Raw genomic sequence first — 15,556 nt, 5'->3', positions numbered from 1 at the left:
CAGGTCTTACCTCAATCTAACAACCTGTAGGCATATCAAACTCAATTATTTTTTCAGTGATATTATCTTCAAAATCGGTCAAGATGATTTTAAGAAAAACACGATTTGTTGAAACTCCAATAGGATAATCCTTCACGTTTTTTATCGTCTTAAAATAGTCTAACCAATCTGCTCCACATTGGTCAATAACTTCAGTTTTTAAATCCTCAACGGAAGTGTCAATAAATTGTTTCCAATCATTTTCAGAATACGCTAACGTTTCAAACGTGTTAGATCTCGTTTGTTTTAATGGCTTCCATTCCGAATCAAAATGTTTCCAGTCATTGGCATCACATTTCTTATCGACGCTCATAAACGAAATGCTATTTTCGTAACGCTGAAAAATACTCACATGCTTATAGTCATTATCAACTAAAACAATTTGTTTTTTTTCAGGTGACGCTCCTAAATCGACATGGATTGTTGTAGAGTCGGTTTGTTTTAAGTTATGAAGTCTTTTAGAATCACTTGTGGCTAAGTTCTTTATTTCAACATTCAATTGGTCTAAATCTAATCGAATGGTTTTAGAAATTTTTGTTGAAGATAAGTAGCCATTAAACACATAACCAATATGATTTCGAGTTTCAACTTTTACCCATTCTCCACTTACTTTTTTTCCGCCATCGAGCACGACTAATTTTTTGTCTGTTTTTTCAAGTACTCCGATGGCCTCGCCATAGGCTAATTTGCTTAGCATTTTGCCGCTGACATCGGGCTGGTCTCTAAGGGATAATCCGCTTTCTGCTGCTACGTAAGCATTTTGTTGTGCTGTTACTAATGCGACAGTGAAGAGCATTCCGATCGCTAAAATCTGCTTTAAATTTCTCATAATTTTGTGATTTAAGGTTAAACATTTTTAGCGGTTTTGTTTCTAGGATTCTTGCCTTCCGGACGGCGAGTATTTAGTTTATGCTGAACTTGATTCAGCATCTGTTATTATTAGACCAGTAAGGTCTTTTTTTTGACCATGTAGGTATTAATTTTCTAGGTTGGTTAATTAGACCTACAAGGTTTTTGAAACCTTGCAGGTCTGGAATGAGATTCCTGCCTGCGCAGGAATTTGTTGTGCTACTTCTCAACAGTGATCCATTCTCCTTTGTGTCGAACCAAATAATCATTATCATACATGGCTTCAGCTTGTGAGCCTGGTAAATAATAGGTGCCTAGGTAAGAGGCATTCAGCAATACGGTGAACGTTTTGGTACCATGTTTGCCTTTCGGATTCATATCGAAATAGAAATTCACTCTGTCATCTCTAATGTCTGTGTATCTCGCTTGACTTACTGTGGTATCTCCAAATGCTGTAAATCTTGTATTGACAATATCCCAACCTGAAGGGAAAATCTGCGTTAAAGCCACATCATGTACATAGTCATTAGTTAAGTTAGAAATGCTTACTGTCGCTACAAAATCTTGTCCTTGTTGAAGCGTTTTAATATCTATTTTGTTGCCTTGTAAATCTTTGTATACTGTTGAAATAGTAAAGCCACGTTGCTCAGCTAATTCTTCGCCTAATTTCAATTTACCAGAGTTTAATACTCTCACATAAACCAAATTGTCTTTTGCGTTCGTAATGGTAAGTTGATTGGTACCATCATTAATAGGAATATGACGTTGTGCAATGGCATTTTTAGTGTCTATAATTTCTGATTTACCATTAATATTATAGGTCAGTTTTAAATCTTTACCGCCATTTTTAACAACCATTTTTCCCATGGCTAATAAACTATAAGCCGTCGTTTGCGTACTCATCCAATTATTACTTGATAAATCTTTAGCAATAGTTTTTGCTAAATCTCTCGCTTTTGGGTTGCCCGTAATAATCATCGTTTCTAAAGCCATAGCTCTATTTCTATCTACTGAACCATAGGTGTAATAATTCGATTTAGACGGTTGGAAATTGATATTTGCCGTTTTAGAAATCGCATCACTCGCTTCTTGTTGTCCTGCTAAAGCATAAGCTGCTGCTAATCTCCATTTGGCTTCGTTAGATAGTTCTTCAAACTCACGCAATCTATTCATGCTTGCTAAATCTGGGTTACCAGCTAAAGCCAAAGTGTATAAACGGTAGGCTTGTGCCAAATCGGAATGATAAACACGATAGCTAGGTCTCCAGTTTCTAGAGGCTTGTTGTTGGTAAGCAATCCAGTTGCTCTTAAACGTTAATGGCAATACAAAGCCTTTTTTCTCAGCTTCAATCATAAAGTGACCAGCATAACTTGTACTCCAATCATTAGCGGTGTTTTCTCCCATCCAATAGCTCATGCCGCCATTAGGTTGTTGGAAATTGCCTAAACGTTTAATACCACTTTCAATATTACTTTGGACTTCTTTTTTCTTCTGAGCCGTTAAATCAAATATATCAGCTAAGAATAGTTGCGGGAACACACCAGATGTGGTTTGTTCTAAACAACCATGAGGATAGCGGATTAAATATTGCAATCTACCCGTAAAGTCCATTGGTGGTAAGGTTGAAAATTCTACCGTTGCTGAATTTGTTCCTACAACACCAAAGGTTGTGATGTCTATTGTTTGTTTGGCATTCGCCTCTAATTCATTATCAATAACACGCGATGTATACGGATTAGGATTCTCTACATCAATTTCAACTTTGTAGGTTGATTTTTCTCCGTTTCCTGTAGCGATGACTTCAATGGTATTGATGCCTTTTGCTTTGGTAACATCCAATTCAAAATACACCATTTTTTCATCTGGTTTATCGAATTTTAATGATTGTGAAGCGTCGCCTTTTACGACAATACCATCACTTAATTTTAAGGATAGAGTCACGTTTTTCACTTTGTCTTCCATGGCAAAAACCGTCACAGGAAGTGTTACTTTTTCACCAGGACTCAATTTGCGTGGTAAAGTCGCTAACACCATTAATGGTTTTTTAACCTGAACCGATTTCTCAGCACTTCCATAAGCTTCTGTGGCATTATTACCTGCTACAACCATGGCTCTAACCGCACCAATATAATTTGGCATTTTTAGCTGATGCGTTTTTGTTTGTCCTTTATCTAAAAGGAAAGGGCCTAAATAGGTCACCACAGGTTTAAAACGGTTAGCTTTCTTGTTTTTTCCAGCAGCAGCACTGCCGTCTCCTCCGATAGCGAAGACTTGGTCAATACTTCCTGAATACGCTCCAATAACATCATCAAAAATATCCCAAGTTTTTACACCTAAAGCTTCACGTGCATAGAAACTATCCCAAGCATTTGGTGTTTTAAAACGCGTTAAATCTAATAGGCCTTCTTCTACAACGGCAATAGTATAGGTCATAGATTTGTTATTCTTTTCAGATACTTTTATCTCGTAAGATTGCTCTGGCTGAATCACATCTGGCATTTTAATTTGTGGCTCTAATTTTGTCGAAGGATCCTCAACCATCATAGGGATCACACCATACAAACGAATTGGTAAATCGTTAGAGGTAATAGCATGCGGCTGTAATAACGAAATATTAATAAACACGTTTGGTGCCATTGCTGAAGTTACAGGAATATCAATAGTCGTTTCACCTGGCTTAGTTTTTACCCATTGATGTTGTAATACTTCTGAACCGTTTTCTATACTTACTAAAGCACGACCTTCAGATCCTGAAGGGAAGGTTAATTTTGCCGTGTCACCAACATTATAATTTTCTTTATCGGTTGAAAACACGAGCATTTTAGCCGCTTCCTTATCGTTCGAAGGATTTGATGACCACCAATTTTTATAGAAATAAGCCGTTCTTCCTGTGGCATGACCACTTACCGGATCTACCACTCTAATTAAGTAGCGTCCGCGTTCGTTTTCTGGGATTTTAAGTTTAAAATTTGCTTTTCCATTGGCATCTGTATTCACAGAAAAGGATTGCACAGGTCTGTGGTAATTGCTCGATACGTAACTCGATAAGTTATCGTAAGAGGAATTCCACCACCAACGCCATTCCACTTTATAAACCTTTACTTCTAGATTTTTACGTTGAATAGGTTGTCCTTCATCTGTAACTGTAGCCACATCAAACGTGTGGTTTTCATCTGTAAAGTAGGAACCATAATTGTTGCCTTTTGGTGATTGTAACCCAACAAAACTTTCGTAAGGTGCATAGGGCATGGTAAAAGCATCTAGTGAAAAATCACCTCCGTTTTCAAACGCTCGCACTAAAAATTGAGCCGTTAACATACCAGGAGCATTTTTACCGATATTTAATTTAGCGTCAATGTTAGCATTTCCGTCTGCATCTAAATTACCTTCAAAAACATTGGTTTCTTCAGAACTGAATGTTCGTGTAGGGTCGTTAAAAACGTAATCTTTATAGCCTTTAAAACTTGTATAAGTTGATGTGAATTTTGCTTTTATTTCCGCTTTTAAGTTCTTTGCTGGTGCGCCGTGTAACCACGTCACATTTAAATCTCCTTGAAGAGGCTTGTCGTTGGTTAAAATATCATTTTCAAAATCGATTTTAATTTTTAATCGGTTTGGTTTTACGGTTTCAATTTTTAAACCTTTAGAAAATGTTGCTCCTCCAACAGAAACCTTCGCATTATAATTTCCGGTTTTATAGTCTGTTGAGGTTGGTACTGTGAAATCATAGAAATTATTAAGGTTATCGATAGAGATTTTTCTGTACACTAATTTTCCAACAGGATCTGTGATTTCTAATTTTACAGGATGACGTTTTGGCAGTTTGTTTGCAACATCATTCAACATAAACGTTAAAAACAAACTATCTCCTGGTCGCCAAACACCGCGTTCTGCGTAGATGTAGCCTTTAAGTCCACGTTGTAGTCGGTTACCAGACACATCAAATTTACTCAGCGATAAGGACATACCATCGTGTAATTTAATATAACTCACATTACTACCTTTAGTCGCAATCGCGAAAGCAGCCCTGTGTTTAGCGTCGATTTTTATAATACCGTCTTTATTGGTAATGCCATTTGCTAATTCTTGTTGTTGGTAATTATATAGTGTGACTTTTGCAGCACTTTCTGGACTAGTTGATAGAATATTCGTTATCGCAAATAGATAAGTATTATCCGCACCTTGTTTCGCAATAATTCCAAGATCTGAACTGATTAAATTTTGAGACACCACGCGATTGCCGTAATTGTAATAGGAGTCCGTACAAGGATTGTCTCTATCTCTCCAGCGGTAATTGGTGTTTCTGTAGCTATAGGTTAAATTGTCCCAATAGCGTTCTTCTCGTAAGTCTTCTTCTTCCTCAGTACTTTCTTCAGAAGCGTAGTAATCTTCCTCATAATAATCGTCGTAGTAATCATCTTCATCAATGGTTGTTGTTTCAGCATTCGACGTACAATCGTAAAGCGAATACTCCTTTTTAAAGCTCAATTCTACTCTGTAAATCGCACCAGGATCTGCTTTAAGGTATTTTGATAAATCAATACTGTAAGCTTTCCATTTTCCGGTGTTTTGATTCTCTTCTTGAATTAAAGTGATGGTCTCCTTTGCAATACGTCGTCCTACTTTTTTAATAGCATATTGGTCACCACTATTAAGGTCGTAATCTTGTAAAAATTGAAGGACGTTATCTTCAAATATTTTAATGATTCTGACATCGACTTTACTCAAGTTAACCGCTTCAAAATTGAATTTTAGTTCTTTTGAATTTGGAAGAATACTTCCGTTGCTAATAAGTCGGACTTCAGGTTTTAATTCTTCAAAAGTTAACAGTTCTGAAAACGGTTTCTTTAATTTGAAACCATCGGTGTTTTTAATGCCTTTAAAGACATCGACTTGAATATCTCCAACCAATTTAGTGTCTGGATACACTCTTAGTACATTGCCATCGACAATATATTTTGGGTTTTTAACGCCTTGAAGCGATACCAATCCGGCGAAATTTTGCTGCTTCACTAAAGGATCTGAAAAGTTAAGTGATAAGAATTGTTCCGGACTCTGAACAACTTCTGTATTCACAATCGTGAAATTATTTTTTCCAGGAATAGTGATAAAGTTCTCACCCTTATTGTCCGCTTTTATGGCAGAGCCATCCCATGTGATATCAATTTTACTGTCTTCAACTAAACGGTTAATACTGTCTATTTTAAACTCGAAAAATTTTGAAGTTTCATTAGCTTCATTCCATACTAAGTTTAAAGATTTTGAGTTCTGAGTAGCAGCGACTAATTTTTTAGCCTCATTAAGTGAAATCACGTCAGCCGATCGTAATTGTGCAAACATATACTGCCATTCCTTACTGTACGATTGTAGGTTTTGAGTGGTAATATTGAAACTTGGTGTGATGGTTTTAAATTGAAACGTATAATCTTCAAAATCCTTTGGTATGGTATTATAAATTTCACCCAATTTAACGTTTACGGTATATTCTGTAGCAGGTTCTAAAGGTTCATCTGGTGTAAACAAAAGTGTATGATTGTTCATGGCTTTTAATTGTCCTTGAACGTGAGGTGTTAATTTAATAAGGTCAGTTGGTAATGTTTTATCTATTTCCCATCCGCTTACTGTATCTGAAAGCGTAATTTTTATAGGATCTGCAACAGACACCAATCCTGAAGTGGTGTAACTGATATAGTCTCTAAATTTAAAAATGTTATCCGTTTCAACAGGCTTCTTTTCACAAGAACATACAAATGCTAGAATTAGGAGTAGGAGGAGGTGCTTTTTGATGTTCATGTTGCTGATGGATTTAATTGAATGTTTCGACTAAGAAGCAAAGGTAAGTGCTTTCTTGTTAAATAAGTACGCTTAGATTTTTAGTTTTAGACGTAGGTTAATTGTTAAATTGGTCTTAAAGTTAATAATTATACACAAATGAGTTAATGAAATTAAGATAGTTTTTGTAGAGAGCGTTAATTTGTTATTCGACTAACTCATAGGCCTTAATGTTATTCAATTTAGAGATGCCACACTTCGGCTAACTAAGTATTTATTACTAACTTCGCATAAAATTTTAATAATTCATAAAAAATAAGCAAATATGGAAGCAGTAGCTACCGATTTCGGAATAAAAGAAGCCTTACAACAGTTGGGTGTAAAAGATATAAATGAAGGATCTTCTACAGGTTCTAATAATTTTTCTAACGGAGAAATTATAGAATCTTACTCTCCTGTAGATGGCAAATTAATAGGAAAAGTAAAAACAACCACAAGAGCCGATTACGATAAAGTAATGGATGCAGCAACTAGCGCATTTAAAACTTGGAGAGATGTACCTGCACCACAACGTGGCGAAATTGTACGTCAGTTTGGTAATAAATTAAGAGACTTAAAAGAACCTTTAGGGAAATTAGTGTCTTACGAAATGGGTAAATCGTTGCAAGAAGGTTACGGTGAGGTTCAAGAAATGATTGACATCTGTGATTTTGCTGTAGGTTTATCGCGTCAATTAAACGGACAAACCATTCCTTCAGAACGTCCTGGTCACGTGATGAGAGAACAATGGCATCCAATTGGAGTTGTTGGTATTATTTCAGCATTTAATTTCCCAGTAGCAGTTTGGGCTTGGAACACAGCTTTAGCTTGGATTTGTGGTGATGTTTGTGTTTGGAAAGCTTCTGAAAAATCATTGTTATGTTCAATAGCTTGTCAGAATATTATTGCTGGCATTTTAAAAGAAAATAACTTACCAGAAGGTATTTCTTGTATTATTAATGGAGACTACAAAGTAGGTGAAATGATGACTACAGATCATAGAATGCCTTTAGTATCTGCTACAGGTTCTACAAGAATGGGACGTATTGTTGGTAAAACAGTTGCAGAACGTTTTGGAAAATCATTATTAGAATTAGGTGGAAACAATGCTATTATTATCACGCCAACTGCCGATTTAAAAGTGGTGGTTCCTGGTGCTGTGTTTGGTGCTGTGGGGACTTGTGGTCAACGTTGTACTTCTACGCGTCGTTTAATTATTCACGAATCTGTTTACGATAAAGTAAGAGATGCCATTGTTGGTGCTTACGGACAAATTAAAATTGGTAACCCGTTAGATGAAAATAATCACGTTGGACCATTAATCGATAAAGATTCTGTGAATACCTATTTAGCGGCTATTGAAAAAGCAAAAGCTGAAGGTGGAAACGTTTTAGTTGAAGGTGGAGTTTTAGAAGGTGAAGGTTTTGAAAGTGGTTGTTACGTAAAACCAGCAATCATCGAAGCTGAAAATCATTTCGAAATTGTACAACACGAAACATTTGCTCCAATCTTATACTTAATGAAGTATTCTGGTGAGGTTGAAAATGCCATAGAAAAACAAAACGGTGTGGCTCAAGGTTTATCATCAGCCATCATGACTAACGAAATGAAAGAAGCAGAGAAGTTTTTATCTTATGCTGGTTCTGACTGTGGAATTGCTAACGTAAACATCGGAACTTCTGGTGCTGAAATTGGTGGTGCCTTTGGTGGTGAAAAAGAAACAGGTGGTGGACGTGAGTCTGGTTCAGATGCATGGAAAGTGTACATGAGAAGACAAACCAACACGGTTAACTACTCTGATGAATTGCCATTAGCACAAGGGATTAAGTTTGATTTATAAAGTTAAATTATAATTGTTAAGAAGAAGCCGTATCATTAGATATGGCTTTTTTTATTTAACTTAACAATCAATTTTAGTTTTAAACCATCAGAAAAATATTAAGTCTTAATTAAACATGACACAGCAACAACTTCAACATTTGTATTGGCGAGCAGGTTTTGGAATGCATCCAAAGTCCAATACAATCATATCTAAACAGAGAACATCAGTGGTTGAAGTACTTTTTGAATCTTCTAAAGCTTTTACTCCACTACATATTGATCTATCTTATTTAGATGGAATTAAACCAGTTGATCTTAAGAGTTTTCCAGAATTAGCACGAGAGATTAATCAAAAAGGTACCAAGAAAATTTTAGAGTTTAATATAGCTTGGGTAAAACGATTAGTTAATCCTAGTGAGTTACTTAGAGAGCGTATGACGTTATTTTGGGCAAATCATTTTGTGTGCAGAGAGAGAAATCCATTATATGCTGAGCGGTATAATAATACGCTTCGATACTTTGCTTTAGGCGATTTTAGAGATTTTGTGAAAGCTATTTCTAAAGAAGCCGCAATGCTTAAATATCTAAATGGAAAACAAAATAGAAAAGCAAAACCTAATGAGAATTTTGCACGCGAATTAATGGAGCTGTTCACATTAGGTGAAGGACAGTACTCCGAAAAAGACATTAAAGAGTGCGCACGAGCTTTTACAGGCTATAGTCATGATTTTGAAGGGGATTTTGTATATAAAGAAAACCGTCATGATAATAATTCTAAGCTGTTTTTTAATAGCATAGGCAATTATGATGGTGATGATATTATTGATATTATTCTTAAAAACAAACAATGTGCTGCATTTATTTCAGATAAGATCTACCGTCATTTTGTAAATCCTAAACCTAATAAAAAACATATCGCTGCTATGGCAGATGTGTTCTTTAAGGATTATAATATCGAAAATTTAATGCGGTTTGTGTTTCTATCCGATTGGTTTTATGATGACGATAACATCGGTTCAAAAATTAAATCTCCTATAGAGTATTTAGTGGGTATGGCGAATACAGTGCCTGTTGTATTTGAAAAAGAAAAAGACCTCATTAAAATTCAAAAATTATTGGGACAAACCTTGTTAAACCCACCAAATGTGGCAGGTTGGAAAGGTGATAAAGCTTGGATTGATGCCAATACCATTATGATACGTTTAAAATTGCCTTCTGTAATTTTGAATAACTCCGTAATTGATTCGGGCCAAAATGATCAATTCAAGAAGAAATTTATGCAAAAGTATAAAGGTAAATTACCTTTTAAAACCCTACCCAATTGGACTACTTTTTTAGAGAATTTTGAGGCTGTTGCCACGGAAGATCTTCAAGATTATATCCTTCAGGGGACTATTAATAAGGGGACTGCTGACTATTTAAAAACACTGAGTAAAATGTCTAAGCGAGAGTATTGCGTTCAGTTGATGTCATTACCAGAATATCAAATGTGTTAATTATGGATAGACGAAAATTTCTTAAAAATTCCGCACTAGCGAGCAGCTTATTTTTTGTTCCTGATTTTGTAAAAGCATTCGAAGCTGTGGCTTCAGAACGTTTAGGATATAAACGTTTGGTTATTGTGCAATTGGCTGGAGGAAATGATGGACTTAATACCATAATTCCGCACAACAATGATTTGTATTACAACGCAAGGCCAAAATTAGCGATTACTAAAGATATTATAAAACTAAATGACGATTTAGGATTTCATCCAAGTTTAAGTCCGTTACGTGGGTTGTTTGATAATGGGGAATTATCCATCATCAACAATGTCGGTTATCCAAACCCTGTACGATCACATTTTAGATCTATGGATATTTGGCAAACGGCAAGTAGCTCAGATGAATATTTGCAAAGTGGTTGGTTGGGTCGTTATTTAGATCAGTATGGAAAACAGCCTTACAATGCTATAGAAATTGATGAGAAGCTCAGTTTAGCCATGAAGGGTGATCATTTTAATGGCATTGCAACTAACGATTTTAGAGTCTTGTATAATTCGGCAAAAGACCCATATTTTAAAAGTGTATTAAGCCATTATAACGATACACATTTAAGTGAACACAACTTAGGGTATTTGTATCAAACTATGATTGAAGCTAAATCCTCTGCGAATTATATTTATGAAAATACGGATGTAAAAACTTCACAAGAAACCTATCCTCAAAACGCATTTGCAAAACAACTTAAAAATGTAGCCCAGTTTATTAATTCGGGTTTAGACACTAAGGTTTTTTACACATCTCTTGGGGGATTTGATACGCATGCGAATCAGAATAACAAGCAAGCAAAATTATTATCAGAATATGCAGGAAGTGTCTCGGCATTTGTAAGCGATTTAAAGCGAAATGATACGTTTAAAGATACATTGATTTTAACTTTCTCTGAGTTTGGAAGACGTGTTAAACAAAACGCAGCTAATGGTACAGATCATGGTACTGCTAATAATGTGTTTGTAATCGGTAAGAATCTAAAGAAGGCGGGTTTCTATAATAATTTGGCGAGTTTAAGTGACTTGGACGCTAATGGAGATATAAAATACACTACAGATTTTAGATCGATTTATGCTACAATACTTTCAAAATGGATGGGTGTTTCTGCTGACGGTATAATTCCAAATAAACAAGAACAACTAAATTTTATTTAAGCGCATAAAAAAACCTTGTTTCAATTTTCAGCTTTTGGCTTTAGAGAAACAAGGTTTGGTAATTGATTAATAGCATTACAAATATGGACAATATTTAGGTGGGTCAGCAAAGTTTCTGATGAATGGTCGAAAAAAATGTATAATCAGTAGTGTTTTTAAGTTTGATTCGGTAAAGCGCAAAAATCAGGGATTAAAAACATTTATTATCGGTGAACTAACTGTATTTTACTTTTCGTAATATTCGCATGGTTTCTTTGTACGAATAATAGAGTTCTAAATTGTAGCTTTTTAAATGTGGTTTTATCTCTTCCAATTTTTGCAATGCTATTTCAAATCCGTTTAGATAACAAATTAAATAGCTGGCAGCTAAATTCTTTAAATCTTGGGATTCGCTTTGAGACAGTGTTATGGTCTTTTTTAGTTTTTCTAAAATTGAATTATTAGAATTGTAAATATGGTGTAACACTTTTTTATCAAATTGAGGCGGCTCAAATACGAGATTAACTTCAATAGAATAACTGGCGTTGTTTTCGAAGTGAATAATCTTTTCTTCAAGTTTGTAGTATTTATGAGACTGATACAAGCCTAGTTTTACATATTCAATAATTATAAAAGAATCTTCGGTATATGAAATTGAAACTTCATCTAAAGCCGAATAAAATAGACGAACCTGTTCATTAATTAATTCGATATCTACTCTAGAAAAGAACAATTCATTTTTTACATACTTTTTGTAGCCAGACCAACACAACACAAAGTATTCTTTAAAAACTTTATACTGCGGACTAAAATCTTGACGTTTATTCATAAAATCGAAAACACCATCTAATGTTAGTTCAATATTATTTTGTGCATTGTTTTCAATCGCTGCAACAATTTTTGAATTTACATCTTCAATTTCAATATCAAAAACCTTAGGCATGCTGATGCTTCCGTCTCTAAAAAACACAGAGCCACCATAATATTTCCAGATGTTTTTTTTAAGAGCTGTAATACTATCAAGGGGTCTAATAGTTACTAAACCAACGACTTTGTCGTCTGGTAAATGCGGAAATGGAATGTTTTCGTATTGTACAATTGGTGGATTGTTGAGGTAAGCGTTAATGAGATTCTGAATTTTGCTATCATCAAAAAAATCGACACCAATAATTTCGTTATCGGTATCTTCTACTCCAATAACGATATAAGAATTGTTCTTTGGATTGCTGTTAGAGAGTGCGCAAACATGTTTTAAAAACTTCGCTTTTCCTTCTTTTTGACTAATATCAATTTTTCGCTTTTTATCATAAAAACTGTTCTCATCGTTGTGAGCAAGTAAGTGCTTTATGAGAAGGCGTTTGTTAATCAAGGACTATTGTCTATTAATTATTGTTATTATTTATTAGGGCTTAATCGAACTTTGGCCCTTTTCGATTAGATTTTTTTAAATAATTCATAAATTTTGAAAGTTGCTCAATAAGATTTTCGGCTTTCGAATTAAGCTCAGTATATAATTCTACAGTAATATGATTTCTGTTTTTTGCACGCAATAATTGTGATTTGGTTTCTGCGCAAGAGCCGCGTGAAAAACTCAAAAACATAATAAATTCTTTATTTCCACCTCTACCGAATCCTTCAGCGATATTATCCATAATTGAACCAGAAGAACCATTTATTTGTTCTCTCAATTTATAATCTTTTTGTAAAGGTGTATTTATAATGATATCCCAAATAGCATCACAAAATGTTGTAGCATTTTTGTAAACTTCTAAATCTTCAAATGAACGATAATGTGCCATGGTGTAGAAATAAAAAATAATTAATAAGAATAAATAATATTCAACAACAGTGAAGAAACTATAAAGATTTCTTTACTGTTGTTGAATTGGCTTGAGCCGTACAAAACATCAATACATCTGCAATATTTACATGAGCAGGTCTAGAGATGGCAAAATAAATGACTTCTGCTACATCTTCCGCTTGCAAAGCTTTATAGCCTTTGTATACATTATCTGCTGCGGCATCTCCTTTAAACCGAACCTCAGAAAATTCAGTTTCTACCAAACCAGGATTTATAGCACCTACTTTAATTCCGAAGGGGTTTAAATCAATACGCATGCCTTCCGTAATTGCTAAAACGGCATGTTTACTGCCGCAATACACATTACCATTTGGATACACTTCTTTACCCGCAGAAGAGCCTATATTAATAATTTGTCCGGATTTACGTTCGGTCATTCCTGGTATAATAGCTTTACTAACATAGAGCAAGCCTTTTACATTAATATCCATCATCGCATCCCAATCGTCTAAATTTCCGGTTTGGATGGGGTCTAAGCCATGGGCATTTCCTGCGTTGTTGATTAAAATATCAATATGTTGAAACTCTTTTGGTAAAGACGCAATAGCTTCAAATGTTTTTTCTCTATCGCGAACATCAAAATTTAACGTATGCACATCGGTTTCTTTTGAAAGTGTCCTTTGAACACTATCTAAGCGCTCTTGTCTACGACCACATAATATTAAGTTAATGCCATGTTTCGCAAATACATGAGCCGTTGCTCTTCCGATTCCGCTTGTTGCTCCTGTTATTAATGCTATTTTTTTCATGTTTCTGTCAATCCTGCGAAAGCAGTAATCTCTTTATTGTTATGATATTTGAGTTTTAAATACAAGATTCCTACTTTTTGTAGGGATTCACTAAGGTACGTTATGTCCTTGTGCAGCTTGTAAAATTAAAAACCAATCTTCTAATTCTAATTCAATTTTCGCTGCTTCAACAGCGAGTTTTAATCGTTTTTCAGTCGTTGTTCCTATAACAGGGTGAATACCTGAGGGGTGCTTTAAGATCCAAGCTAATAACAACTGATCTTCTGTTGCATTGTATTTGTCCATTAATTCACCTAGTTGTTTATGGATACGTCTTGTTTGTTCATTGTCGTCTTTAAATACTGAACCTAAAGGCGACCAAGCCATTGGTTTTATGCCGCTAGTGGTCATAAAATCTAAGGTGCCGTTATACATTGCAGAATGTTCGGTTATGGAGAATTCAATTTGATTGACGTCAATATCCATGCGTAAACCAATCATGTCCATTTGCGATGGTGTAAAATTAGACACACCAAAGTCTCTAATTTTTCCGTCTTTTTTTAAAACGGTTATCGCTTCGGCAATGTCTTCAGCAACCATTAACGGACTAGGTCTGTGCAGTAACAATAAATCTAAATAATCGGTTTCGAGATTTTTTAGGGAGTCTTCAACAGAACAAATAATATGATCTTTACTGTAATTGTAATGTTTAACTTTATTTTTTCTGTTATCACTGAGTTCTTGAATACCGCATTTTGAAATTAGCTGAAGGTCTTCACGTTTAAGACTAGAGCTTTTAAATGCTTTACCAAAGTCGGCTTCAGTAGTATAAGCCCCATAAATATCAGCATGGTCGAAAGTAGTAATGTGGTTAGAAACACAGAAGTTCATTAAAGCTTCCATCTCTTTATTTGAGAGCTGTTTTCCCCAGCTTCCCCAGGTCATAGTACCTGCAATTAATCGAGAATATTTCACTTTATTTTCAGTTTATATAGGTTTTTGTGCAATTCATGCATAAAAATACTCAAAACATATCGAATGAGGTATCATTGCTCTGTAATTATTCAATACCCCAAATTATGAAACATTTACAAGCCATTAAGTTTTTAGCATTTACATTTATCATTTTAATCAGCGCAACAAGTTGTTCTAAAGATGAGATGGATAATACCGATCAATTAGCAGCAGTGTCTGTTCGTTTAAAAAGCACGACACAAGACCTTAATAAAGTTTACTTAGATATAGCCGATGTGCAAATACGTGTTACAGAGGAGAAAAGTGTTTCAAATTGGGTTAGCCTAAATGCAATTAACACAGGTACACACAATGTTAGCGCGCTTAATGCTGATAATCAATTGCAATTAGTAAGTTATTTTGAAATTAAATCGGCATATGTTTATGAAATTAGAATCGTTTTAGGTGACAATAATTTTATGGATATTGATCAAACATTATTTAGTTTAGATGTTGCAGATAAAGGAAATGCTACACCTTCTAACTTGGTAAATACAGAATTTGAATCTAATCATATTTATGACATAGTAATAGATCTTAACCTCGATGAATCTATTAGCTTTAATGCGTCTGATAATATGATGGTATTAAATCCTAAATTGTATACAGAAATAAGAGACATTCAATATTAATTATCTAATCCATGATTAATAGAACTCGTTTTGGCGAGTTCTAAACTTTAAATGAGCAATACTTCGGTGTTGCTCTTTTTTTTAACCAATTGTTAACAGCAACTAAGAAAAAAAATTAACACTTTGCATGCTCTAA

At 34.7% G+C, this 15,556-nt stretch carries 10 protein-coding genes; 4 read left to right on the top strand and 6 right to left on the bottom strand.

The features are described 5' to 3' along the window. Window positions 1-16: 16 nt before the first annotated feature. Together DFQ09_RS03490 and DFQ09_RS03485 are read right to left on the bottom strand one after the other, a co-directional pair. Window positions 17-868, bottom strand: a complete 852-nt coding sequence (locus DFQ09_RS03490; RefSeq protein ID WP_115808241.1) for an SH3 domain-containing protein — start codon at window positions 866-868, stop codon at window positions 17-19. Between the two features lie 239 nt (window positions 869-1,107). Continuing rightward, on the bottom strand, window positions 1,108-6,681 hold the full coding sequence (locus DFQ09_RS03485; RefSeq protein ID WP_115808239.1) for an Ig-like domain-containing alpha-2-macroglobulin family protein: 5,574 nt from the start codon (window positions 6,679-6,681) through the stop codon (window positions 1,108-1,110). A 304-nt stretch (window positions 6,682-6,985) separates the two neighbouring features. Between DFQ09_RS03485 and amaB the strand changes: the two genes are divergently transcribed. The 3 genes from amaB to DFQ09_RS03470 all read left to right on the top strand — a co-directional run bounded on the left by amaB (window position 6,986) and on the right by DFQ09_RS03470 (window position 11,206). After that, entirely contained in the window at window positions 6,986-8,539 is a 1,554-nt protein-coding gene (amaB, locus tag DFQ09_RS03480) for an L-piperidine-6-carboxylate dehydrogenase (protein ID WP_020895597.1), read from the top strand. Between the two features lie 115 nt (window positions 8,540-8,654). After that, window positions 8,655-10,016: a DUF1800 domain-containing protein gene (locus DFQ09_RS03475; RefSeq protein ID WP_115808237.1), complete on the top strand. Its 1,362-nt coding sequence runs from the start codon at window positions 8,655-8,657 to the stop codon at window positions 10,014-10,016. A gap of 2 nt (window positions 10,017-10,018) precedes the next feature. Then, complete coding sequence (locus DFQ09_RS03470) at window positions 10,019-11,206, top strand: DUF1501 domain-containing protein (protein ID WP_115808235.1); 1,188 nt, start codon at window positions 10,019-10,021, stop codon at window positions 11,204-11,206. 214 nt (window positions 11,207-11,420) lie between these two features. On the opposite strand, the gene DFQ09_RS03465 is transcribed toward DFQ09_RS03470, so the two are convergent. The 4 genes from DFQ09_RS03465 to DFQ09_RS03450 form a co-directional block, all read right to left on the bottom strand. Next, window positions 11,421-12,554, bottom strand: coding sequence for an ATP-binding protein (locus DFQ09_RS03465; RefSeq protein WP_115808233.1), 1,134 nt, complete (start codon window positions 12,552-12,554; stop codon window positions 11,421-11,423). Window positions 12,555-12,594: 40 nt separating this feature from the next. Continuing rightward, entirely contained in the window at window positions 12,595-12,984 is a 390-nt protein-coding gene (locus DFQ09_RS03460) for a four helix bundle protein (RefSeq protein ID WP_115808231.1), read from the bottom strand. 58 nt (window positions 12,985-13,042) lie between these two features. Then, window positions 13,043-13,795, bottom strand: a complete 753-nt coding sequence (locus DFQ09_RS03455) for an SDR family NAD(P)-dependent oxidoreductase (protein ID WP_115808229.1) — start codon at window positions 13,793-13,795, stop codon at window positions 13,043-13,045. A 90-nt stretch (window positions 13,796-13,885) separates the two neighbouring features. Then, window positions 13,886-14,749, bottom strand: coding sequence for an aldo/keto reductase (locus tag DFQ09_RS03450; protein WP_115808227.1), 864 nt, complete (start codon window positions 14,747-14,749; stop codon window positions 13,886-13,888). Between the two features lie 104 nt (window positions 14,750-14,853). Between DFQ09_RS03450 and DFQ09_RS03445 the strand changes: the two genes are divergently transcribed. Then, window positions 14,854-15,420: a DUF4382 domain-containing protein gene (locus tag DFQ09_RS03445; protein ID WP_181897133.1), complete on the top strand. Its 567-nt coding sequence runs from the start codon at window positions 14,854-14,856 to the stop codon at window positions 15,418-15,420. Window positions 15,421-15,556: the final 136 nt, after the last annotated feature.

The organism is Winogradskyella pacifica (assembly GCF_003386275.1).
Lineage (GTDB): Bacteria > Bacteroidota > Bacteroidia > Flavobacteriales > Flavobacteriaceae > Winogradskyella > Winogradskyella pacifica.
Note: the sequence above shows the minus strand (reverse complement) of the source record. Positions and strands in the feature narration are given on the sequence as shown.